We start from the raw sequence: 23,832 nt of genomic DNA on the forward strand, positions 1-23,832 counted from the left end.
TTGCGGTGTCCTGTTTCCTTGCGGCAACTTCCGGCTACGGCCAGGAGCAACCGAACGAGGCGGCTGCCACGGTGACGGTGGCCCAAGCCCAGGAAATCGTAGCCAAGGCCACCCTCGGGGCCGTCCGCTGGAGCGGTCCGCAGGCCGGTCCGCCAGCCCAGCGGGGCAAGAGTATTGCGCTGGTCGCAGAGGACTTGCGCAACGGTGGCATTGTCGGTGTCGCGCAGGGGGCCCGGGAGGCAGCCAGTGCGATGGGTTGGACGCTGAGGATATTCGATGGCGCAGGCTCCGCGTCCGGTCGCGCCAAGGCTTTTTCCGATGCCCTGGCGGCGAAGCCCGACGGCCTCATCCTGTGCGGCTCCGATGCCCTTGAGAACAACGCGGCGCTGATGCGCTTCGCCGACAAGGACATCCCGGTGGTCGGCTGGCACGCCGGGGCGCACCCCGGGCCGATTGACGGTACGCCGGTGGCCATGAACGTCACGAGCGACCCGCTTGAAGTGGCACGGCTTACCGCCATGGCGGCGGTGGCGCAGTCAAACGGACAGGCCGGCGTGGTCATTCTCACTGACTCCAAGTACAGCATCGCCATGACCAAAGCCAAGGCCATGGAGGACGTCATTCGGGCCTGTCAGGGATGTTCGATGCTGGAAGTGCGCGATGTCGCGATCTCCGAAAGCAGCGAGAAGATGCCTGCCGTGACCCGGGAACTGCTCCAGCGCTATGGCAAGCGCTGGACCCACACGCTGGCGATCAACGATATCTATTTCGACTACTCGATTGCCTCGTTGACCGGCGCCGCGATACCCAGCAATGGCATCAGTCTTTTGTCTGCCGGGGATGGCAGCGCTTCGGCTTTCCTGCGCATCCAGGCGAAAACCTACCAGACCGTTACCGTCGCCGAGCCGCTCAACCTGCATGGCTGGCAAGTAATGGACGAATTGAACCGGTTGTTTGCAGGCCAGCCAGTGAGCGGCTTCATCGCGCCGATCCACTTGGTCAACGCCGACAATGTCGCCTTCGATGGCGGAAAAAAATCCCAGTACGATCCGGATAACGGCTATCGAGACATCTATCGCCGCCAATGGAACCCTTGATGTTGGATATTTTTTCCCGGCTTGGACGCCAGCTCTGGCCACAATCACTCCGCGCCCAGTTCGCGCTGGCGTTTGTGGCGCTGGCGCTGTTGATCCTCGCGGGGGGAGCCACGGCGGTCTACGCGTTGCGCTCCTCGAACAACGCCACTCGCCAACTGACGGACGAGCGGTTGGTCCGCATGCAATATGGCCAGGACATGGTGCAGCGTACATTGCTGATCGAGCGCCAGACTGACCAGCTCCTGACCACCCGTTCACCAGACGTCCTGCGATCAAGCTATGCCGCGACCGTCGAACAGCTTGGCGCCCTGGACCAACTGGTTCAGCAGTTGACCGCCGCGAACAGTGCCGTAGCGATACTCGATATGCATCAGTCGAGCCAGTTGTTCCGCAATACCGCCAACATCGTTGCACAGTTGCGTGAAAGCCTGCTGCAAACCGAGATCACGTTCGAGCAGGCCCTGGAGGATCACACCGCCCGGTTAACGGCGGCAAGCACCCCGGCCAGCCTGGAGCGAGCGGTGTTGCTTTTCGATCTGTCGCAGGCGGCTGACGGTGAGGCCGTGCAGCGGCTGCGGGTACGCTATGAACGTTTGTCACCCGAAGCCGCTTCACTTGACGCTGACATGGGCAAGCCCGATCTGTTTTTCCTGCGCGGGATGCTCGTCGATCAGCACAACGTCATAAAGCGCTTCAACGAGGAGTTGCAGAATCAGGCCGGGGTGTTGGTCACCTTGGCCCGTGCGCAATCGAATGCGTACACCGAGGACTATCGCGCAGCCGTGCAGCGGCTGGTGGAGGACTCGAACCGTAGCCAGCAATGGGTACTGATCATGTTGGGCGCCAGCCTGGTGCTCGCCTGGTTCGTGACCCGGGTCTTCATGGGCCGCCATGTGCTCGTGCGCCTGAATGAGATAAGCCGGCAGTTGCGCCAGGAGCATGCGGACAAAACGCATTTGATGATGGCGGACCATGGGAACGACGAGATCGGCAACATGGCGCGGGCGGTGAATCAGTTTCTTGAGGACCGGCTTCAGTTGGAAAAAAGAACCGCCCAATTGAGCATCGCCACTGAACGGCTCGCCGTGCAGAACAGCCGGCTGGAGCAGGAGGCGATCATTCGTGCCGGACAAGGCCATGTCCTGGAGCTGATCGCCAGGAGCACCGAGCTTGCCGAGGTGCTCGACAGCCTGGCTCACCTGGTCGAGTCCCAGCTGGAGGGCATGATGGTGTCGATCCTCTTGCTGGATGAGGAAGGCAAGCACCTGCACCACGGGGCCGCGCCCAGTTTGCCCAAAGCCTATAGCCAGATCATCGACGGGATCGAAATCGGTCCGAACGTCGGTTCATGTGGTACTTCGGCGTATCGCCGAGAACCGGTGATCGTCACGGATATCCAGCAGGATCCGCTGTGGGAGGCATACCGTTCAATCGCCGAGCCCTACGGGTTTCGCGCCTGCTGGTCGACGCCGATCCTGTCCCATGAGCGAAAGGTACTGGGGACGTTCGCGTTGTATGCCAAGACCGTGCGCAGCCCCAGCCGGGCCGAGACGCAACTGATCGATCTGGCGACACCCCTCGCCGGGATTGCCATCGAACGCCAGTTGACGGAAAAGCGCATTCGCTTCATGGGCGATCATGACGTGCTGACCGGGTTGCCGAATCGCACGCTGCTCGAAGACCGCCTCAAGCAGGCCATGCTCTATGCCCAGCGCTACAACCGGCTGGTAACGGTGGTGTTTCTCGACCTGGACAAATTCAAACTGGTGAATGACAGCCTCGGGCACAGTGCTGGGGATGAACTGCTGAAGACGGTGGCCCAGCGCATGGTGGAGTGTGTCCGCCGGACCGACACCGTTGTGCGGCTGGGTGGCGACGAATTCGTGATCATCCTGTTCGACCAGCCCTCGGACCTCGACGGCGTGACGCCCGTCCTGCACAAGCTCCAGGAAGCGATCCTGCAACCGATCCACCTCAGCGGCCATAAACTCCACGTCACCTGCAGCATGGGGCTGGCGACTTACCCTGCCGACGGCGCAGACACCGATACGTTGATCAGCAATGCGGACGCCGCCATGTACCGGGCCAAGGAGCTGGGTCGCAACAGCTTCCAGTTCTACACGAGCGAGATGAACACCCAGGTACAGGGCAAGCTGGCCATGCAGGATGGGCTTCGAAACGCCCTCGACAATGACGAGTTCCTGCTGCTGTACCAGCCACAGGTGGACTTGCAGTCGGGCCAGATCATTGGCGTGGAAGCGTTGATTCGCTGGCAGCACCCCGAGCTTGGCATGGTGTCGCCCATCAAGTTCATTCCCCAGGCCGAAGAAACCGGCCTGATCGTGCCCATCGGCGACTGGGTGATCCACACTGCGTGCCGGCAGAACAAGGCGTGGCAGGCGGCCGGCTTGCCGCCGATCACCGTGTCGGTGAACATCTCGGCGCGCCAGTTCGTCGAAAGGAACCTGATCGACCGGGTCAACCATGCCCTGCAGGAAACCGGGCTTGAGCCGATGTACCTTGAGCTGGAGCTGACCGAAAGCCTGATCATGCAAGACCTCCAGCAAGCCATCAGTAAAATGAAGGCGCTGCAGTCAATGGGCACCAGTCTCTCGATCGACGACTTCGGCACCGGTTATTCCAGCCTTGCAGCGTTGAAGAGCTTCCCGATTGCGAGGCTCAAGATCGACCAGTCTTTCGTGCGCGACCTGCCCGACAACGAAAACGACAAGGCTATCGCCACCGCGGTGATTTCGTTGGGGCACAAACTGAACCTCAAAGTGATCGCCGAAGGTGTCGAAACCGAAGAGCAACAAACGTTCCTGCGGGAAAACGGCTGCGATGAAATTCAAGGTCACTTTTTCAGCAAGGCCGTCAGCGCAGAGGAAATCAGCCTGTTGCTGCGTATGCCACGATTGCCTCAGTCAAGCCGCACCCTGAATCCGGACTCGACAGGACAGGCGCACGGTGTAAAACGCCCGGGCCGTCCAATGCCTGGGCGTTAGTTCAGCGTGTCATAGCTTCCCAGCCCAGACCTCAGGTATTCGCGCCGTCCAAGGCAATGCACGCTCCAATTGTCCTGCCAGGCGCAGCAGCATGTTTTCCCGACCAAAACCCGCCGAGAACTGCACGCCGATCGGCAGGCCCGTTTCCGGATCAAATGCCAGCGGCACCGACATGGAAGGGGTCCCCGTTACATTCGCCAACGCAGTGAAAGGCGAGTGGTTGAATACGCGTTCCATCCAGCCCTTGCCATCCAACTGCTCCTGGCCCTCGTTGTACCTACCGATTGCGGGCGGCAGCGCTGGCAACGTCGGACTCAGCAGGATGTCGTATTGGCAGAAAAAGTTACCCAGGCTGCGGGTCACGACATTCCTGTAATGCATGGCCTCCAGCAAATCGATGGCAGTGAGTTCACTGCCCATCCGGTGCAGCGAAAGCGTGGCCGGCTCAAGCGTGCTGGCATCGACGGGGCGGCCGGTTCCAGCGGCGATGGCGTTGATCCAGGCAGCGGTGTTGGCCGACCAGAACCGGGCATTCATCTCGACAAAACCTTCCCAGCCGAGGCCAATGTCCAGGCAGACCTCTTCCACGTTGTGTCCCATGCCTTGGAGCTGGCCGGCCACATGGCGAGTCGCATTGGCAATCGGTGCGGCGCAATGGCTGGCATTCAGTGGATGCAGCAGAAGGCCAATGCGCAGAGCTCCCGGCTCGCGGGTCACTTCCGATAAATAGGCATGCTGCGGCTTGGCGATCTCGAAGGGATCGCCCACGGCTGCGCCCTGGGTAGCATCCAGCAGGGCAGCGCTGTCGCGCACGGTGCGACTGACCACCCCATGGACCGCGAGCCCGGCCCACACCTCATCCACCGCCGGGCCCATTGAAATCCTGCCCCGGCTGGGCTTGAGGCCGAATAACCCAGTGGAGGCTGCAGGAACACGGATCGAACCGCCGCCATCGGTGGCGTGCGCGGCAGGAACCAGGCCCGCGGCGACGGCGGCGGCCGAGCCACCGCTGGAGCCACCCGCACTGCGACCCAGCGCCCAGGGGTTGCGTGTCGGTCCCGAAAAAACCGCTTCGGTGGTAGTGCTGGCCGCCAGTTCCGGTGTGCTGGTCCTGCCAAGAGTGACCAGCCCTGCCTGCCGCAAGCGCGCCATCAGGTTGGAGTCCCCCTCGGCGACACACCCGGCCGCCAGGCGACTGCCCAATTCATTCAGACGCCCCTTTCGGGTCAAGCCCAGGTCCTTGACCAGGAAGGGCACGCCGGCGAACGGCCCGGTAGCGGCCTCGGGTTCATCTTCCCAAACCTCAACGATGGCATTGATCCTTGGGTTGAGCTGTTCGATGGCGGACAGTGCCGCGGCCCGGACTTCGGCTTGGGTGACTTGACCGTTGGCGATCAGCTCAGCCAGGCCCAGTGCATCGTATTTGGCGTATTCAGCGGGTTTCATCACATTCTCCGAGCCAATAGCCTGGCAAAAGCGTTATGATTTACTCATCAGTATCGAGCGATACTGTTCGGTATAGTACGATACCGTTGAGTATTTAAGTCAAGCGGAGATCTCATGCGGCCCGAACGAATTCCCCAGTTGGCCCCTCGAGAAAGGATTCTCGATGCAGCCGAGGAACTGTTTTTTACCGAAGGCATCAGTCGGGTGACGGTGGATGCCATTGCGGCAAAGGCCAAATCGACCAAGATGACCGTCTACCGCCATTTCGATTCGAAAGACGCGCTGGTGCTTGAGTGGCTGCGGTTGCTCGTCGAGCAATACTCCGACATTTTCGAAACCCTGGCCGCGCAGCGCGCCGGTGATCCCAAGGCGCAGCTTCTCGGCTTTGCCGAGTTCATCGCACAGGACTTGTCGGCCTCATCCTATCGGGGTTGTCCGTTCACCAATTCATTGGCAGAGATCCCTGAGCGGGCACATCCAGCCCGCGCCCTCATCGAAGAGCACAAAAAACGTCAGTTCCTCCGGTTGGTGGCGCTCTGTGTCGAAGCCGGCCTGGCCGAGCCGAACCAAGTGGCGATGGAACTCACCTATTTGATGGAGGGGGCCCAGGTCGTTGCGCAGAACCACAGCATCGAGGGCGTCGGCGAAAACCTCGTGGCGATGGTTCGGAAAAAAATCGCCGGTGAATCGAGAGACCCTGCAGCGTGAAAAAAATCATTCGAGTCGATGACCTCCAGGTGTTCGTGGCCACGACGGACGTCGGCAGTTTTTCAGCGGCGGCACGGTTGCTGGACATTTCTCCTGCACTCGCGAGCGTCGCGGTGCAACGGCTCGAAGCCAGCCTGGGCGTGCGGTTGTTCGTGCGCTCCACGAGGCGGCTGCGTCTGTCGGATGACGGCGAGCGCTACCTGGCGCATGCGCGGCAGGCATTGGAAGCGTTGGGGGACGGCGAGCTTGCCCTGGCCCAGGGACGCGACGAAGTGGCCGGGACGCTGCGGCTGTCGATGCCTTCGGACATCGGGCGCAACCTGTTGCTGCCGTGGCTGGACGAGTTCCAGCAGTTGCACCCCAAGGTGCTGTTGCAGTTGCGCGTCAGCGACCAGGTGGCGGATCTGTTCAGCGAGCACCTCGACGCGAGCATCCGCTACGGCCAGTTGGCCGACTCGAGCCTCGTGTCCTTGGCGCTGGAGCCTTCCAACAGGCGGACCGTGTGCGCATCCCCGGACTACATCGCACGCCATGGTCGGCCACAGACACCCGCCGAGTTGAGCCGGCACAATTGCCTTCGTTATGTGATGGGGGACCAGACGTTCGAACGCTGGAGTTTCCAGACGCCCAGAGGTGTGGAGACGGTCCAGGTTGCCGGAAATCGCATCAGCGATGATGCGGATATTGTCAGGCGCTGGGCGGTGTCGGGGCAGGGGATCGTCTACAAATCCAGGCTCGACGTCATGGACGACCTGCGCAGTGGCCGCCTGGTGGAAGTTTTCCCGCCGGACTATGGCCAGCCAGCACCGCTCCAATTGGTGTGCGCCCACCGAACTTCGCTGACGCCTGCGGTACAGATGTTGAGGGCCTTTCTGGCAGCGCGTTTCGAACGTTATCTCAGCGATTGAACGACAGCGGTGCCCATCACGCTGAAACTATCGGTCGTCCACCATGCCCGATTCATCAGCACGCAACGTCAATACCGAAAAACCGCAAGGCGTCACCGCCACGGTGTGTTCGAATTGCGCGGAAAGCGCCCCGTCCTTCGTGACCACGGTCCATCCGTCGGCCTCGGTCCTGACGTGCGGCGCACCCTGGTTGAGCATCGGTTCGATGGTGAAGACCATGCCTTCACGCAGGACGAGCCCGGTCCCCGGCCTGCCGAAGTGCAGCACCTGGGGTTCTTCGTGCATTTGCCGGCCGATGCCATGGCCGCAGTATTCACGGACCACCGAATATCCGTTGAGCGTGGCATGGCGTTGGATGGCTGAGCCGATGTCGCCCAGGCGCGCACCCGGGCGGACGCTGCGGATGCCTTTCCACATCGCTTCGTAGGTGACCCGGACCAGTTTCCTGGCAACTGGATCGACGTTGCCGATCAGGTACGTCTTGCTGGAGTCGGCGATATAGCCGTTCTTCTCCAAGGTGATGTCGAGATTGACGATGTCGCCGTCTTGGAGCACCTGCGAGCGCGACGGCACTCCGTGGCAGACCACCTCGTTGATCGAGCAGTTCAGCACGAAGCCATACCCGTACTGCCCTTTGCTGGCAGGGCGGGCCTGGAGGTCCCGGACAATCATATGCTCGACCATTTCATCGATCTGAAGCGTCGACAAGCCGATCAAAGAGGTCCGGTCCAGCCGCTCGAAGACTGACGCCAGCAGCCGGCCGGATTCAGCCATCAAGGCCACTTCCTCGGGTCGCTTGATCATTGATAGCTGGCCTCCAGTGGCTGCGCGGTGACACCGGCGTCACTGAGCTCGCGCTGGATGATCTCGTTGAAGCTGAGGGTCGGGCTGGTCTCGCACAGCATGCCGACCTTGATCCAGAAGGCCGCCTGCGCGTTGATCGAGCGGCAGGACACCTTGGTTGCCTTGCGCAGCTGATCGTGGAGTTCGTCGTCGATGTTGACAATGCCCATGTGTAGCTCCCATATGAAACGTAGGTGAAGCATATACGTTTCATATATTCATGGGCCAGCGTCTTTTTTCCTGCCGCTCCTCAAGGGACCGGTCAGGCCAGGTCCTCGACGCGTGGCAAGATCCCTCACGCGACGCGCTTCATCTCCACAACCGTCATGCTCCATTCATTGGCGACGAGCGTTGTCGCGCTGGCGATAGAACTCCGACCTGCGCCTGGCGTCGTCACGCTGGCTCTGCTCGTAATGCCTGCGTTTTTCCCGAGCCATTGCCTCCTGGGCCTTTTGGTGCGAATCGTTCTCCCGTTCGGTTTTTTCCGCTTCCCGCTGTTGTGCCCAATAACGCCGATATTGCTCCCGGGCCCGGTCGAGGTCTTCAGCATGGGTCTGCTGCGCCGTCACGCACATGATTGCAAAGGCGAAGGTGGTGAGGTGGCGCATGGGAAAACGTCTCCAGTGAGGCGGCAAGCACCGCGCATCCGGTAGACATCTGTTTCTGGAAAAGTTGCCTCTGGAGAATGCTCTGGCCCCTAGCGCATCAGGTGCACGGCCAAGCCCACCAGCGCACAACCGAGCAACACCTGGATCACGCCGCGCTTGAAGCGAAACAGCGCGATCGCCGCCGCCAGCGCAATCAGTGCCGAAGGCCAGTCGAGGCTTCCACTGAATCCGCTTGGCCAGAGCACGTGATAGCCAAAGAAACACGCGAGGTTGAGGATCACCCCGACCACCGCCGCGGTAATCGCGGTAAGTGGTGCGGTGAACTTGAGTTCGTTGTGGGTCGATTCCACCAGCGGGCCGCCCGCCAGGATGAACAGGAAGGAGGGCAGGAAGGTGAACCAGGTCACCAGGGCTGCCGCAACGGCACCCGCCAGGAACACCTGGTCGGCGCCAAACACCTGCGAGACATAGGCGCCGACAAACCCGACGAAAGCCACCACCATGATCAGCGGTCCGGGCGTGGTTTCGCCGAGCGCCAAGCCGTCGATCATTTGGGTCGGGGTCAACCAGCCGTAGTGGCCGACCGCGCCTTGATAGACATAAGGCAGCACTGCATAGGCGCCGCCGAAGGTCAGCAGGGCAGCTTTGGTGAAGAACCAGCCCATCTGCGTCAACGTGCCTTCCCAGCCGAACAGCGCGGTGAGCAAGCCCATCGGCAGGCTCCACAACAACACACCCAGCATCGCCAGGAAGGCGAGCCTCGGCCAACTGAAACGGGCGTGATCGGGGGTGGGCGTTTCGTCATCGATCAGGGCCGGGCCGAACGACTTTTTCGCGGCGCCATGTCCGCCTACCTGGAATTTCTCCGGTGCCAGGCGGCCACCGACATAACCGATAAGCGCTGCACCCAGCACGATCAGGGGGAAGGGCACGTTGAACGCGAAGATCGCCGTGAACGAAGCCGCGGCGATGGCCCACAGCCAATTGTTCTTCAATGCCCGCGAACCGATTCGATGCGCCGCCTGAACGACGATCGCCGTGACAGCGGGCTTGATCCCATAGAACAGGCCGGCCACCACCGGGACTTCGCCGAAGGCGATGTACATCCAGGACAGCGCGATCAGGATGAAGAGCGAGGGCAGGACGAACAGGGCGCTGCGCGACCACGCCGCCCCAGGAACGATGCATCAGCCAGCCGATGTAGGTCGCCAATTGCTGGGCCTCGGGCCCGGGCAGCAACATGCAGTAGTTGAGCGCGTGGAGGAAGCGTCGCTCGGAGATCCAGCGTCGCCGCTCGACCAGCTCCTGGTGCATGATCGAAATCTGCCCCGCAGGGCCGCCGAAGCTGATGAAACCCAGTTTCAGCCAGAACCAGAAGGCAACGCGCAAGCTGATGGGCTCAGGTCTCGGAAGATCGGTTTCGACGGCAGATTTGGCAAGCTCGGGATTCATGAGCGACAGCTCGGAAAAATGAGATGTCGCTACAGTATCGGTTCATCGAAAAATGGAAAGCTATTTGTCGGCCGAGGTGGGAAGCAATGGCTTCCCACCGGCAGAACACCACACCTGAGCATTCAGGCGTTGCCGACAGCCTCGCGAACGAACGCTTCATAGGTGCGCAGCGGCCGGCCGAGGATGGCTTGCAATCGCTCAACGGTACCTGCCTCGGCTTGCATGCCGAACCTTTGGATACCGGCCATCATCAGGCGCATGTCATAGGCCAGCCAGCCTGGGCCGAACGAGGCCATTTGCGCTTCGAAGGCGGCCACGTCGTCGCCGCCATAGGCGACCTCGCGACCCAGGGCTGAACGCCAGGCCTGCGCCACGGATGCACCGGTCAAGGCGCGCGGGCCGACCAGTTCCAGCGTGACACGTTCAAGCGCAGCAGGCGCCCGGTCACGTCGCAGCAACTCGGCGACGGCGATGTCGGCGATGTCGCGCACATCGACCATCGAGACGCCCGCCGAGCCGATCGGCATCGGGTAGACCCCGTAGTCCTGGATGGTCTGCTGGACCATGAGCTCGTTCTGCATGAAGTACGCCGGGCGCAAGACAGTCGCCGGAATGTCGAGACTGTCGATCATGCGCTCCACCGTGTGCTTGCCGGTGAAGTGCGGAACATTAGTGAATTTGTCGGCGTGTATGACCGACAGGTAGACAATGCGCTCGATGCCGGCCTCACGGGCCAGGTTCAGCGCGATCAATGCCTGTGTCACTTCGTCGGGCGTGACGGCATTGAGCAGGAACAGCGTGCGCACCGAGGCAAGGGCTGCGCGCATCGAGGTTACGTCCGTCAGGTCGCCGACGACTTCGGTGACGCCTGCCGGAAACTCCCGCTTGGCGGGCTGGCGCACCAGCGCTTTTACATCGGCGCCTTGCTCGGCGAGTCGTGCGGTGATGAGTGAACCAATGGTGCCGGTGGCGCCTGTGATCAAAATGCTCATGGATGAATCTCCTGTCGCGGCTATCAAGGGGGGATTTCGATTGCAGTGAGCAGACGATAGGCCGTTGCAGAGGTAAAACGAAGACGCCAGAATGCAGACACCTCGTTTCAAAAGTGGAACACCATGAACCTGAACGCGTTGATCGATTTTGCGCTGGTCGCCACCCATTCAGGATTGGGAAAGGCCAGCCGTGCCAGCGGCCGGTCGAAAGCTACGCTGTCGCGCCGCATCGCCGAGCTGGAAGAACAATTGGGCGTCAGGCTGATCGAGCGCAGTGCCCGGGGACTGAAGCTGACCGAAGCCGGCGAAATGCTGATCGCCCGGGCCGAAGGTCCGTTGGGCGAAGTCGTCGAAGCCATGACAGCGGCCCAGGAAGGCGTCTCGACGCCGCGTGGGCGTTTGCGAGTGGCGGCTCCGGTGTTGTTTTCGCAACTGGCGATGGGGCGCATCGGGGCGGAGTTCTGCGCGGCTTATCCGCAGGTGTCGATCGAAGTGCTGGCGGAGGATCGCCTGGTGGACTTGGTCGAGGAGCAATTTGACGTCGCCATCCGGATCAACCCACGCCCGGACAGCAATCTGGTCGGGCGCTGCTTCGCCAAGGACCGGTTGGTGGTCGTGGCCGCGCCTGGTGTCGCCAAGCCAGAACCCGGCGCAGTCAGCGCCGTTCCCGCTATCGTGTTCTCCAACTTCCAGCCGACCCAGTGGAACCTCGACGATGGGCGCCTGATCCTGGAGCCGATCCCCAGGCTCTGGTTTTCCTCGTTCCTGATGATTCGCGACGCCGCGGTGGCCGGTGGTGGAGCGGCACTTGTTCCGCAGTCCATTGCCTGGAGCCAACTGGCCCGTGGGGAATTGGTTCAGTGGGGGACAGTGTCGACGGTCGAAGCGCAGCTTTGGGTCCTGCACACGTCCAGGCGCCTGGCCGCTCCGAAAGTCCGGGCATTCGTCGATTTCATGTGCGCCCGGTACCCGGACATGTCGCTGGTACTGGAGGGATGACGCGAAGCGTTTGCGCCCAACTCAGGGTAGAGGCTGCTCCTTGACCTTGGTTGAAACGACCGCGTCGTAACTTCCAACGGGTTTCACTTCGTTGGAAACCCATAGCCGCTCGCTGCGGCACTTATATTTAACGCCTTTGCGCGGCGTTATGTCCTTGGCCGTTTCAATGCAGATTTCCCTGGATGCGTAGGTCGGCCCGGTTTTTCGCTCTTCCACACAGCCTTCCATGCCACTACAGATCGTCATGACAAGAAAATAGACAGTCATCATCCTAATGTTGCTCCATTGAGCGATGCGGTTATTACGTCCTGTGTCAGCGCGGTTTGGCGCCTGAACGCACAGCGATTTCCCGGCGGATGATGAGCCTGCCTTCAAACCTTCAGCAATGGGACGCCTGTGCCATCTGTCGGGAAAATGGCACCTTATTTAAAAGTTTTTACATGTGGGTGTTTGGTGACGGATTGTTGGCGCCATGAAGGGCGCTTTTATGCGATTTCAGGGCTGGATCCGGCTTTGGCACCGACCCAAAAAAAACGCCCCCTAATATAAGGAAAACCCTCCACGCCAACGCGTTTATGTGCATTCGACGGGTCTTTTTTTTGGCTGATAGTTACAGAGAAAGTTGCTTTTGAAAGTTTCCCTGATAAATACCTGATGGCATTTTTTTAGGGCTATATGGACAAAATCTGTCCACTTGTCAACGTAATTACAAACCCTATTATTGGCCCACTGAGTCGCCAAGAAGAGGGTGTTATGGAGCAGTTATTTGAAGGTTGCGTAAAGGTAATCGTTCCCTGTGGTTCTTTGGGAGCAGGTGTTCGCGAAGAAGAAATTGAATACGGGTTGGCGGCAGGGGCCCAAGTCATTGCCACGGACGCAGGTTCCACGGACAGCGGTGCGGCCTATCTCGCACTTGGAAAGTCCAAGAACAATCGCGGTGCAGTCAAGCGCGACCTGACCATTCTAATGAAGGCGCAGGCTAAGTCCGGTGTACCGATTATTGTGGGGACCGCGGGGCAGGCGGGCGGCGATCTCAATCTGGATTGGACGCGGGATATTGCCGTGGAGATCGCTCGGGAGTTGGGCGTGTCGCCGAAGATTGCGCTCATTTATTGTGAGCAGGACAAGCAGACAATTAAACGCTTGAATGCGCAAGGTCGTATCAAGCCGCTCCCACCTCATACCGAGCTGAACGATGAGACGGTGGACAGTTGTGAGCACATTGTCGCGGCACTCGGCGTGGAGCCCTTTCTCGCTGCGCTGGACGCAGGCGCCGATATCATATTGGCCGGCCGCTCGACCGATACCGCAGTCATCGGCTGCTACCCCATCTGGAAAGGCGCGCCTTGGGGCCCGTCGTGGCACGCCGGCAAGACCGGGGAATGTGGCGTGCAGTGTGCCGTCAACCCGACGCTGGGGTCGGGCATCTTGTTGAGCGTCGACGCGAATGGCTTCGAAGTCGAGCCGCTGAGCCAGGACAACCAGTGCACGCCCCACAGTGTCTCGGCCCATATGTTGTACGAGAACAGCGACCCGTTTCGGTTGCTGGAGCCCGGCGGCATCTTGAATGTTGCCGATGCGCGTTACACCGATTTGAATGGCCGTGCTGTCCGGGTAGAAGGCTCGCGGTGGGAACCCATGCCGTACACCATGAAGTTGGAAGGCGCCGCGGCCGGTATGTATCAGACCATCATGTTGGTGGGCATCCAGGATCCCGACGTGCTCAAGGATATTGACGGTTTTCATGATCGTTTGCTGGACGCGCTCTATAAAAGAACCCGGCAATCCATTCCGTCCGAGGAGTTGGGTGAGTTTCATATTTCCCTGCGGATGTATGGATGGAATGCTGTTACCGGTGTAAAGCCCGCCGCTGGAACATTGCCGCCACCTGAAATAGGTATGTTATTTGTGGCAACCGCTGCCACTCAGGAAATGGCCAATACCATTGCTCACGCCTGTAATCCTTATTTCTTCCATTATCCAAGTGTCATGGGCAAGGAACTGCCGTCCTACGGATTTGCCTTTACGCCGGCTGATATACCTCGCGGGCAGATATTTGAATTCAAATTGAATCATGTGGTGCAACTTGAAGATCCTTTGGAGTTGGTCCGCTTGGAGTGGCTTGATTTATCGGATAGATCGATGGCTGTAAAGGAGCTTGCATAATGACCAAGTTGCGTGATGTCTGCCGACATGTGCGATCCAAACAGGCGGGACCGTTCTGGATCACGTTCGATGTCTTTTTCAACGGGCGCGAGAGTTTCGAGCGCTATAGCGACTGCGCGGCGCTGTCCCCGGCGCAATTCGCAAGTCTCTACGGAGCTGATCCCGAACGGGTCAAGCGCATCGCCGTGCCCGACCTGGAAATGGTCAAGATTTCCTATCCCCGTACAACGCCCCAAGGCGGAATGGTCGAGCGGGACATGCACGCCGGCCAGCAATATGTGCGCCTGCTCGATGTGGTGATCGACTGAGGCTGCGGTGCCCCGCGCTTTGACATAGTCGCCTCATGGACGAGGCCCATCCAATTCAACCCCCTGAGGTCATCATGACGGACTCGACCGTTGCGAGGCGGCTCGCGCGCTACGCCTGCGAATTCCGGGAGCAGCGACTGCCCGAAGACATCATCAAGCTGGTACGCCAGCGTTTTATCGATAGCCTGGCGTGCGTGCTGGGCGCCTACGGGGCTGATCCGGTCAAGGCAGCGTTGTGTTACGCCGCCGCGAATACGGCGCAATCCTCCAGCGTATTCGGCACCCGCCTCAGGACGACAGCCGAAATCGCCGCCTTCACCAACGGCCTGATGGTTCGTTTCCTGGACTACAACGATGGCTACATGGGCCTGGAGCCCGGCCACCCGAGCGACAACATCCCGGCCTGCCTGGCGCTGGCGCAAGCCGAAAACGCAACCGGCGCCGCGCTGGTCTCGGCCATCGTCCTGGCCTATGAAATCCAGATGCGCCTGCAGGATGCGGCCAGCTTGAACAAGCGTGGCTGGGACCACGTCAACTACATCAACGTCGCGATGGCCGCAGCGGCTTCCAACCTGATGAAGCTGGACGTGGTGCAAACCGAGCAAGCCATCAACATCGCCCTGAGTGGGCACCTGGCTATGCGCCAAGTGCGCAGCGGTTCGCTGTCCGATTGGAAGGGCTGTTCCGCAGCCAATGCGGCGCGCAACGCTATTTTCGCAGCGCAGTTGGCGCGTCATGGCATGACAGGGCCGTCGCCGGTGTTTGAAGGCGAGATGGGCTTCTTCAAACAGGTTTCGGGGCGATTCGAACTGGATGTTGATCGTTTCGGTACACCCGACAACGGTGACTACGCCATACGCCGCTCCCTGACCAAGACGTTCCCCACCAACGGCGAGCTGCACACCGCCGTCTGGGCGGCGCTGGATATCCGCAAGCGGATTGACGGTGTGAAGGACATTGCCGCGATTTCAATCGAAACGTCCGAATTCAACCGTCGAGTGCTCGCCGATACCCCTGAGAAATGGTTGCCGAGAACTCGCGAAACGGCTGACCACAGCTTGCCTTATAACGTCGCCCGGGCGTTGCTGGACGGTGACATCACGGTTGGCTCGTACGCTGCCGAGATGATCGCCGACCCTGCGGCGATTGCCTTGATGGAGAAGACCAGTGTCGTCGAGGACCCGGCGCTGACGGCGCTGTTCCCACGGCACCTTGCCAACCGTGTTCGCGTGACCCTGGTTTCCGGCGAGCAAGTGGTGAGCGAGATGATCACCGGGCCCGGATCGGTAGAAACGCCGATGACCGATAGCGACTTCGAACGCAAGTTCCGGCGTATGGCGATGCCTCATATCGACGCATCGGCACAGGCCGCAGTGCTTGGGTTCGTGGCGAGGCTTGAAGATCAAACCGAGTTCGAGTCGTTGTTTATGGCGATGGCTGTTTCCTAGGGTTTGTACGAAAAGTGCCTGCGCTCCAATGGCATCGCCAAAAGGAGCGCCCGAGGCGGAATCAGCGGCGTCCGGTATGGGTCGCCGTTGGCAACATCCCGGTGTAGCGAGCGCGAGGCCGGCCCTCGTGGTGCTGGTTGTATTGCTCACTGGCGTGGGCAATCCAGCCGATGGAGCGTCCTACGCCTCCCAATGAAATTTCCTGCCCGTGCAATCCCAGTTTCCTGCCGATGAAGCTCACCATGAGAATGAATTCCGGTGGGTACGCAACGAGCTCCGAGGCCACCGAAAAAGCCTTTTGCAGCTTGATGAACTCGCTGTCGCCATCGAAGGCAGCGGTCAGCGCGGCCAAGAGATTGCTGGCCCGCGGGTCGTTGATCGAGTGGACGTTGGGGCCGAATCCGACGATGTGTCCGTCCTGGTTGTAGCGCTGCAAGATCGGCCGCGTAGGGTCTACGGCGGTACAAATCTCTTCGATCATCCGGCTGGCTGCCTCATTCCTGCCATAGGCGACCTTATGGCCCCGTGCGGCGGCGAGTGCGGCGATAACGGCGTAGTACGGGGTGGCGCCGGTCGTGGCGGCGACGCGGACGCTGTGGGTGGTGTGGTCCAGCTCATGGTCGATACTGAGGATCAGCAGGCGACGAATCAGATCGGCATGGGCGGGCGGGGCACCGCAAGACCGGGTGATGAACTCGTGCAAGGGTTGCGTGCTCGGCTCGGTCGCCCCTACGACCAGCGCGGCAAACCATCTCACGACATCGGCGCCTGTACGGGCGTAGCTGTCGGGGGATAGGTCGAACGCCTTGGGGTTCTCTCGCTGAACCAGGGGGAAAAGCGCGATGGCTTTTTCCTGGGCGGACATATGCTCATAAATCTTCAGCAGTTGGACGCTGTCCTTCGGGGCCCGAGGCAGCGACTCGCCGAATGCCGAAGGCACCTGCCAGATCAATTCGGCCACCTCTTCGACCGTTGCGCGTTCAGCGAGCTCGACGACGTCATGGCCGCGATAAAAAAGCCCATCATCGGTGATCAGCGTAATTGCACTGTCCGACGGCGGCGAGCGTTTTGCCACGGGTTTCTCGGCCGCCGGGACTTTCACCAGCCGCTGGATATCCTCGGCCCAATAGCGACGTTTGGGCGTCCCGGCGATCTTGATGGAGCGAATATTCTTGCGGCTGACGTAGGCGTACAGCGTTGGCAGGCTGACCCGGAGCAGGGCGGCCGCCTCGTCTGCGGAGAGGTAAAGGCCTTCTTGTTCTGGCATGACGGGCCCACTCAAGTTGATTGAAAGGCGTACATGTTTATTAGATATGCCGTCATGTCGTCAATGTGTATTGGCGGAAAAATCCCAGTCTGGGTTTGTGAGGCGACTGACGGCTGATAAGCCCGATCCAGCCGGGATGTTGACGAAAAAAATCAAGATTTACAGGGTTTCACCCCCTATGTAGATTTCGGCTGCGCAAGAGATGTTCACATTGATTTCGATGCATCGATAAAAATAATAACGAAAAGGTGAAACGCATGGCTTGGTTAGGTTTCGCAATGGTCGTCACGTTTATGGCACTGATCATAAGCAAGCGGCTTTCTGCTGTGACGGCACTTATCCTGATTCCGGTTGCCTTCGGGCTGGCCAGTGGGGCAGGACCGGAACTGGGCGGGATGGTGATGAATGGCGTGAAGCAAGTAGCGCCCACCGCATTGATGCTGATGTTTGCAATCCTGTATTTCGCAATCATGTTCGACGCTGGGCTCTTCGAACCCGCCGTGCGACGCATTCTTCGCTACGTAGGCAATGACCCCCTTAGAGTGGTACTTGGCACTGCACTGCTGGCCACGGTTATTTCTTTTGATGGGGATGGCGCAACGACGGTCCTGATCGTAACGACCGCATTCCTGCCGCTTTACCTGCGCCTCGGAATGAACCCGCTTATTCTGGCGTTGATGCTCTTGCTGACAAACACGGTGGTCAACCTGATTCCGTGGGGAGGGCCGGTCGCCCGCGCCGCCAGTGCACTTCACCTCGATGTGGCGCAGATGTTCCTGGGGTTGGTGCCGGCAATGTTCGCCGGACTTGTCTACGCGTTTCTCGTGGCGTTCTGGATAGGCCGCAAGGAACGGCGCCGCTTGGGATGGACGCCCGGTACCCAGGACGCCGCACCGGAGGAGGCCGCGTTACCGACCGTGCAGAGTGAAACCCATCGACCGAAACTTTTCTGGATCAACCTGGCGCTTACCGCCGGCCTCATGTACTCGATGGCGACAGGGCTGGCACCTTTGCCGATGTTGATGATGGTAGGGTTTTCCCTGGCGCTGTTGATCAACTATCCGCGCCTGGCGGAGCAGAAAGCGAGAGTCGCGGCTCACGCGGAAAGCGTGCTGATGGTGATCGCGCTTATATTTGCCTCAGGTGCCTTCACGGGGATTTTGTCAGGCACCGGGATGGTCGACGGCATGTCAGAGAAAATCGTCCAGTTGATTCCCGAGGGCGGTGGCCAATACTTCGGCATCATTACCGCACTGGTTGCCTTGCCGCTTAACTTCCTGCTGTCCAATGACGCATTTTTCTTCGGTATCTTGCCGGTGCTCGGGGCAGCGGCTGCCGAATACGGCATCGACCCGATGCATATCGCGCGCGCGGCGGTGCTGGGGCAACCGGTCCATGCATTAAGCCCATTGGTTGCGGCGGTTTATCTCATTAGTGGAATCATCAAGCGTGACATGGGCGATATGCAACGCTATTGCCTGCTCTGGGCCATAGGCAGCAGTCTTGTCCTGATTATAACGGCCGCTATGACGCGGGCAATTATCTGATCAACTAGTTCACTGCGCCGAAGTTTCAAGGACGCCTGTTCGCGTCTGCTCACGTCAAAATAAAAATAATAGATGAGGTGGTCGATGAAATCGATTAACGCCGTCGCTATGACGTTGCTGTCGACATTGTGTGTGTCTGATGTTTGTCTTTCAGCAAGCATCAGTAATCCAGACAGGTTTCAGCATGAAGGCAAGTTGAATGCGTATCTTCGTTCGATGTATATCAATACGCGGATATCCAATGACTTGATTGAAGACCGTTTTGGAGGATTTCCCGACGGTGCCGAATTGGGAGGGACAGGGATCGGCGCGATCCTGGATTACAACTCCAGTTATTGGGCCGGGGTCGTCGGGTTTGACGCGTCGTTGTACGGCGTGGCGATGATCGATTCGAAAGATAACGGTCGAGACTTGTTTGACGACTCCGATGGTACTAACGGCGGCTTCGCCAAAGTCGGACAGGGTTATTTCAAACTGCGTTATGAAGGGGACGGTTGGAACGCCGACTCCCAGATAGGCCGGGGCCGGTTCGATGCGGGGACGTTGGTCACTCTCGATACTCGGATTGTGCCGGGTTCCTATCAGGGCGGCCGGGCCCACCTGAATTTCACCGACATGGGTATTGGCCCGCTACCCGGTACGCTGGGGTTCGAAACCGCGTATATCAACCGTACTTCGCCTCGGGACCGGGAAGAGTTCGAGCACCTGCTGAGCCAGACGGGGGAGGAAATAAAGGACCTGTATACCTACGGCATCAATTACGATTTGAAAGCCGTTGAATTGGGTTACGCCCATGGCGTGGCGCGGGATTTCAATGAAAACACCCGTTATGGGCTGACATTGAAAGCACCCCTCGGCGACAAGGCCGGTGTGGTATTGGACACTCAATATTACCAATTCAAAAAAGCCGGGCGAATCTGGGAGCGTGATTGGGAGGCCGGCGAGGCCGCTTATGATGATGACGCGAGCTGGTTGAATATCAACTTGGGTTTATTGCTCGATAAGTTGCGTCTGGGCGTTTCGTTTTCCGAGACAAATGCCAAGTTGAGCAATGGGCAACTGGGTTACGCCTATTTCGATCATGGCGACAATGTCGACGGCAGGATGGACGCCTGGACGCGCTCCGGTAATGACTTCAATAACCATGGCGAGCGCACTTGGCAACTAGGTGCCGAATATGACCTGGGCGGGCATTCGTTATTGGGAACATCGCTGGACGGTTTTAAAGTCATGGCTATCTATAAACAAGGCGCGTTTGACGCCACCGATCCTTTCAGTGGTCGCCGAACCGATGTGCATGAACGGCAGAACGAATACCGCCTCTATTATCGCTTCGACGAAAAGGAATACGCCGGACTTTCAGTGGGTTTGATTTATCTCAACTACCGGATTGACCAGGACTTTGTCGCACTTGTCTCCGCGCAACCCGACAACGTCGTGAGCGGTTCTGAGGCGCGGGTCTATCTGGATTATGCATTTTGACCGTTGAACCTATATACCGAGAGACCGGTGATGCTTAAATCTCGTCATAACGTAGTGGTTACACAGCGATTCTTCGACTCAACGGCTGCTGATTTCCTGGACCACCATGGTTGTAATGTCGTGGTCGCGGACCTGCCGCCGGGACAAGCCGATGGCGACTTGAGCGAATCCCAACTGATCGGGCTCCTCGCCGACGCCGACGCTTGGATCGTCGGGCACGCGAATATCACCGCAAGTCTGTTGAGCAGGTTACCGCGCCTGCAAGTCATCGCCCGGCGTGGCGTGGGTTATGAACGGGTCGACACGGCAGCGGTGGAGGCGGCTGGAAAGGTGGCGACCATCGCGATCGGCGGTAACGACGCCAGCGTTGCCGACCACACCGTTGCGTTGATGCTCGCGGTGTGTCGCCAGCTCAAGCAATGCCAGAAGGGCTTGTCCGCCAATGATTGGTCGATCCCCCTGGGCGGTGATTTGTACCGCAAGACGGTTGGCATCGTCGGCTTGGGCCGGATCGGCCGGGGCGTGCTGCAGCGCTTGTCCGGGTTTGAGGTGAAACCGCTGATCCATACCTCCAGCCCCGACAGCGCTCAAGCCGAAGGTAGCGTTGTGGACCTGGAGACGCTGCTGAGGGAAAGCGACTTCGTCACGCTCCATGCGCCGCTCAATCCCGCAACCCAGGGGATGATCGATGAGCGGGCGCTGAAATGGATGAAGCGTTCCGCGGTGCTGATCAATACCGCAAGGGGCGGGTTGGTACGCGATGCGGAACTGCTCAAGGCCCTGACGGAAAAGCGACTGGCAGGGGCGGGGCTCGACGTCTTTGAAAGCGAGTCCAATCCCGCGCTGTCGCCCGTTACTGAACAACTCATCCAACTGCCGAACGTGGTCGTGACGCCCCATGTCGGGGCCTCGACGGTCGAGGGGCTCAACCGTACCAATCTGATTGCCGCCCAATGTGTTGTGGCTGTGCTGGAAGGGCGCAGCCCTCCCGGCCATTGCGTTATCGCGGACGGGCGTCGAACCGTCGCACAGGGTGAACAGCCATGAGTCCTGGCGAAAACCTGTCAGCGGGCTCACGCCCGCCGGTTCATCCTGACTTGCTGGCAGTGGCGGCGTCGTTGCGCGAGGCCGGCCTGCTGCCTGTGGTTCATGGCGATGTGCAAAGCGTCCGGGCGCAGTTGGAACGGATCAATGCCTGGGCGGCGCAACCCAGCGTCGCTCTGAGCTACGAGCGCACGTTGGGGTTTTCCGTTGACGGTCGGACGGTGCCGTGCAAGCTCTATTGGCCGGAGGGCGATGAGACGCCTTGCCTGATGTTCTACTGCCACGGCGGCGGATTTCGCCATGGCTCACTGGCCGGTTGGGATGCACCGCTGCGACAGTTGGTTCGCGACAGTGGCCTGGCGGTGCTCTCCATCGACTACGCGTTGTCGCCGGAGTATCGCTTTCCCGTGGCGTTCAACGAGGTGGTGGCAATCGTCAGCCGTGTCATCAAGCTGGGGACAATCACCGATTGCCCGGTGCGCGGCTACGCCATGGGCGGCGATTCGGCAGGCGCCAACCTGGCCTTGGGGGCTGCGATAGCGTTGCGCGATTCGGGGATTGATGCGCTGCGGCAGTTGTTATTGTTCTATGGCAGCTTCTCGCGGGACATGAGCTCCGTTTCGTGGCAGAGGCTGGGTGGGTATGGAGGACAGAACCTGTCGGTCGAGACCATGAGCGCCTACTGGGCAAGCTACCTGGCCAATGACGAGGACGACTGGCGGGTTCAGCCAATCATTGCGGATCTGGCAGGGCTGCCACCGGTACGATTGGTGGTCGGCGAGCTGGACCCGTTGTTGGATGAAAATCGCGAACTGGCGCAGCGGCTGAGAGACGCAGGGGTGGCGACGACCCTGCGAGTCTTGCCGAACATGACTCACGGTTTTGTTCGTTTCAATGACAGGGCGCCCGTCGCCCGCAGCGTCATTGCCAAGCAGGGCAGCGCCTTGCGTGCGGCGCTTTCCAGGGAGGCGAACCTCCCATGAAGCTTTTCCGAATCGTGGCCTTTGCCTGTGCCTGCCTAGGAGCGTCCGTTGCCATGGCCGCCGGCACGCTGCCGGTCGGGCCTGCCGCAGGGGATACCGAGCTGTCGGCCTTCTATCGCGGGCCTGAGGCAATGCCCGCGTTGCCCGGCGGACTGCTGAGAAGCGAGGGCATGCCAGTGCAGGCACAGATGCCTGCTGCCGCGCAGGCGTTGCGTCTGCTCTACAGCTCCACCGACGAGCGCTGGCATTCCGGTCTCGTTGCGGTCAGTGGCGCGTTGTACCTGCCGACGGGCAAGCCCCCCGCCGAAGGCTGGCCGCTGCTGGCCTGGGCCCACGGCACGCTGGGGATCGCCGACGCGTGCGCGCCTTCCTGGACGGGGCTGCGCGAGCGTGACGCAGCGTATATCAATCGCTGGCTGGCGCATGGCTTTGCTGTGGTCGTGACCGACTACCAAGGCCTGGGCGGGCCGGGACCGCATCCTTATACGTTCTGGCAAGCCGAGGGACGCTCCGTCCTCGACTCGATTCGCGCAGCCCGCGCCATCCGGCCAGGGCTGATTGCCAATCGCACGTTCCTCGCCGGTCAATCCCAGGGCGGCGGAGCGGCGTTGGGCGCGGCCATCCTTGCCACGCGCTACGCGCCGGAGCTGCCTATCCTGGGCGCGCTGCTGACGGCGCCGAACAGCACCTTTCCCCAAGGTCCCATTACGCTGCCGCCGCGCCAGTCCAATACCCTGTTCCTGGCGCTGGTGTCCGGCGGACTGCGTGACGACGGACCGCGAGTAGAAGACATCCTGACCGCCAAGGGCCTCCAATTGCTGGAGATCGCCCGGCAGGGCTGTACCCGTGACATCGCGATCAAGTCCAAGGCATTGCAGATCAGTTCGTTTGCCGAGCTGTTGACCGTCCCCCCAGAGACGCTGAACGCCCTTCGTATCCCGACCACCGACATGCCGCAGGCATCCATCGCCTTCCCGCTGTTCATCGCCACCGGCCAGGCTGATCGGACGATTACCCCGGAGCGGCAGTACGCGGTCGCAGCGGCGTTGTGCGCCATGCCGGCAACGCAGTCACTTGGCGCACGTATGAGGGCCTGGGGCACGACGGGGTGCTGCATGGTTCGCTGGAAGATGCCTTCGCCTTCGTCGGGGCCCGACTGGACGGGCAGGGCTATGGCGCCAATTGCACGACTCTGCGAAGACCCGGTCCGCCAGGTGAACGAGATCCTGATGCGCTGTTCAATGACGATTGAGTGCTGAGTAGACCCCTGTGCGAGGGAGCTTGCTCCCGCTGGCCTTTGTAGGAGCTGGCGAAGCCTGCGATCTTTTGATCTTTCGCTCCAGATTAAATTGGCGGTGAAAAGATCGCAGCCTCGCTTCGCTCGTCAGCTCCTACAGGTCCAGCGGGAGCGAGCGTCCTCGCCACGGGTATCGGATTGTCCGCGCTGGTCTCATCGCGAAGCCGTCCCAATGCAACGATTGCCAGGCCATGGCCTCATATGACTCATAAGCGGCACCTTCGATGCCCGG

Annotated in this window: 20 protein-coding genes and 1 pseudogene; 13 read left to right on the forward strand and 8 right to left on the reverse strand. The window is 60.3% G+C overall.

The window, feature by feature from the left end:
• Positions 1-77: 77 nt before the first annotated feature.
• A complete protein-coding gene (locus tag AB4N42_RS15695) occupies positions 78-1,097 on the forward strand; it encodes a substrate-binding domain-containing protein (protein ID WP_460116397.1) in 1,020 nt (339 codons plus the stop codon).
• Entirely contained in the window at positions 1,085-4,102 is a 3,018-nt protein-coding gene (locus AB4N42_RS15700; protein ID WP_460114939.1) for an EAL domain-containing protein, read from the forward strand. Before AB4N42_RS15695 ends, AB4N42_RS15700 begins: the two co-directional genes overlap by 13 nt.
• 9 nt (positions 4,103-4,111) lie before the next feature.
• On the opposite strand, the gene AB4N42_RS15705 is transcribed toward AB4N42_RS15700, so the two are convergent.
• On the reverse strand, positions 4,112-5,548 hold the full coding sequence (locus tag AB4N42_RS15705; RefSeq protein ID WP_217859716.1) for an amidase: 1,437 nt from the start codon (positions 5,546-5,548) through the stop codon (positions 4,112-4,114).
• A 114-nt stretch (positions 5,549-5,662) separates the two neighbouring features.
• Here AB4N42_RS15705 and AB4N42_RS15710 point away from each other — a divergent pair, with 114 nt between their 5' ends.
• Positions 5,663-6,256, forward strand: coding sequence for a TetR/AcrR family transcriptional regulator (locus AB4N42_RS15710; RefSeq protein ID WP_323154968.1), 594 nt, complete (start codon positions 5,663-5,665; stop codon positions 6,254-6,256).
• 5 nt (positions 6,257-6,261) lie between these two features.
• Positions 6,262-7,164: a LysR family transcriptional regulator gene (locus AB4N42_RS15715; RefSeq protein WP_431147512.1), complete on the forward strand. Its 903-nt coding sequence runs from the start codon at positions 6,262-6,264 to the stop codon at positions 7,162-7,164.
• A gap of 27 nt (positions 7,165-7,191) precedes the next feature.
• On the opposite strand, the gene map is transcribed toward AB4N42_RS15715, so the two are convergent.
• The 5 genes and pseudogenes from map to AB4N42_RS15740 form a co-directional block, all read right to left on the reverse strand.
• The gene (gene map / locus AB4N42_RS15720; RefSeq protein WP_030141659.1) at positions 7,192-7,968 is read right to left on the reverse strand and encodes a type I methionyl aminopeptidase; all 777 of its coding nucleotides are present in this window, start codon (positions 7,966-7,968) and stop codon (positions 7,192-7,194) included.
• Entirely contained in the window at positions 7,965-8,177 is a 213-nt protein-coding gene (locus AB4N42_RS15725) for a ParD-like family protein (protein ID WP_030141658.1), read from the reverse strand. Before AB4N42_RS15725 ends, map begins: the two co-directional genes overlap by 4 nt.
• Before the next feature lie 165 nt (positions 8,178-8,342).
• Positions 8,343-8,615, reverse strand: a complete 273-nt coding sequence (locus AB4N42_RS15730) for a hypothetical protein (RefSeq protein WP_198795855.1) — start codon at positions 8,613-8,615, stop codon at positions 8,343-8,345.
• Between the two features lie 89 nt (positions 8,616-8,704).
• Positions 8,705-10,067: pseudogene (gene chrA, locus AB4N42_RS15735) on the reverse strand (chromate efflux transporter).
• A 122-nt stretch (positions 10,068-10,189) separates the two neighbouring features.
• The gene (locus tag AB4N42_RS15740) at positions 10,190-11,059 is read right to left on the reverse strand and encodes an NmrA/HSCARG family protein (protein ID WP_198795857.1); all 870 of its coding nucleotides are present in this window, start codon (positions 11,057-11,059) and stop codon (positions 10,190-10,192) included.
• Between the two features lie 123 nt (positions 11,060-11,182).
• Here AB4N42_RS15740 and AB4N42_RS15745 point away from each other — a divergent pair, with 123 nt between their 5' ends.
• Positions 11,183-12,058: a LysR family transcriptional regulator gene (locus AB4N42_RS15745; RefSeq protein WP_198795858.1), complete on the forward strand. Its 876-nt coding sequence runs from the start codon at positions 11,183-11,185 to the stop codon at positions 12,056-12,058.
• Between the two features lie 21 nt (positions 12,059-12,079).
• Here the strand turns inward: AB4N42_RS15745 and AB4N42_RS15750 are convergent, their stop codons facing one another.
• The gene (locus tag AB4N42_RS15750; protein ID WP_030141654.1) at positions 12,080-12,328 is read right to left on the reverse strand and encodes a hypothetical protein; all 249 of its coding nucleotides are present in this window, start codon (positions 12,326-12,328) and stop codon (positions 12,080-12,082) included.
• Between the two features lie 483 nt (positions 12,329-12,811).
• Here AB4N42_RS15750 and AB4N42_RS15755 point away from each other — a divergent pair, with 483 nt between their 5' ends.
• The 3 genes from AB4N42_RS15755 to AB4N42_RS15765 all read left to right on the forward strand — a co-directional run bounded on the left by AB4N42_RS15755 (position 12,812) and on the right by AB4N42_RS15765 (position 15,980).
• The gene (locus AB4N42_RS15755; protein WP_460114940.1) at positions 12,812-14,224 is read left to right on the forward strand and encodes an acyclic terpene utilization AtuA family protein; all 1,413 of its coding nucleotides are present in this window, start codon (positions 12,812-12,814) and stop codon (positions 14,222-14,224) included.
• Positions 14,224-14,532: a DUF4387 domain-containing protein gene (locus tag AB4N42_RS15760; RefSeq protein ID WP_198795860.1), complete on the forward strand. Its 309-nt coding sequence runs from the start codon at positions 14,224-14,226 to the stop codon at positions 14,530-14,532. Before AB4N42_RS15755 ends, AB4N42_RS15760 begins: the two co-directional genes overlap by 1 nt.
• 74 nt (positions 14,533-14,606) lie before the next feature.
• Positions 14,607-15,980 carry an MmgE/PrpD family protein gene (locus AB4N42_RS15765; protein ID WP_431145326.1) on the forward strand — a complete coding sequence of 458 codons (1,374 nt, stop codon included), beginning with the start codon at positions 14,607-14,609 and terminating at the stop codon, positions 15,978-15,980.
• Positions 15,981-16,041: 61 nt separating this feature from the next.
• Here the strand turns inward: AB4N42_RS15765 and AB4N42_RS15770 are convergent, their stop codons facing one another.
• Positions 16,042-17,247: a citrate synthase gene (locus tag AB4N42_RS15770; protein WP_030141650.1), complete on the reverse strand. Its 1,206-nt coding sequence runs from the start codon at positions 17,245-17,247 to the stop codon at positions 16,042-16,044.
• Positions 17,248-17,504: 257 nt separating this feature from the next.
• Between AB4N42_RS15770 and AB4N42_RS15775 the strand changes: the two genes are divergently transcribed.
• The 5 genes from AB4N42_RS15775 (at position 17,505) to AB4N42_RS15795 (ending at position 23,562) form a co-directional block, all read left to right on the forward strand.
• Positions 17,505-18,794 (forward strand): CitMHS family transporter, encoded by a 1,290-nt coding sequence (locus tag AB4N42_RS15775; protein ID WP_181286378.1) that lies wholly within the window; start codon positions 17,505-17,507, stop codon positions 18,792-18,794.
• 84 nt (positions 18,795-18,878) lie between these two features.
• Positions 18,879-20,276, forward strand: a complete 1,398-nt coding sequence (locus AB4N42_RS15780) for an OprD family outer membrane porin (protein WP_431145328.1) — start codon at positions 18,879-18,881, stop codon at positions 20,274-20,276.
• A gap of 30 nt (positions 20,277-20,306) precedes the next feature.
• A complete protein-coding gene (locus AB4N42_RS15785; protein WP_460114941.1) occupies positions 20,307-21,323 on the forward strand; it encodes a phosphoglycerate dehydrogenase in 1,017 nt (338 codons plus the stop codon).
• Entirely contained in the window at positions 21,320-22,303 is a 984-nt protein-coding gene (locus AB4N42_RS15790) for an alpha/beta hydrolase fold domain-containing protein (RefSeq protein WP_460114942.1), read from the forward strand. The genes AB4N42_RS15785 and AB4N42_RS15790 overlap by 4 nt, the downstream gene beginning before the upstream one ends.
• Complete coding sequence (locus AB4N42_RS15795; protein ID WP_460114943.1) at positions 22,300-23,562, forward strand: lipase family protein; 1,263 nt, start codon at positions 22,300-22,302, stop codon at positions 23,560-23,562. Before AB4N42_RS15790 ends, AB4N42_RS15795 begins: the two co-directional genes overlap by 4 nt.
• Positions 23,563-23,832: the final 270 nt, after the last annotated feature.

This window comes from Pseudomonas sp. H2_D02 (assembly GCF_054677635.1).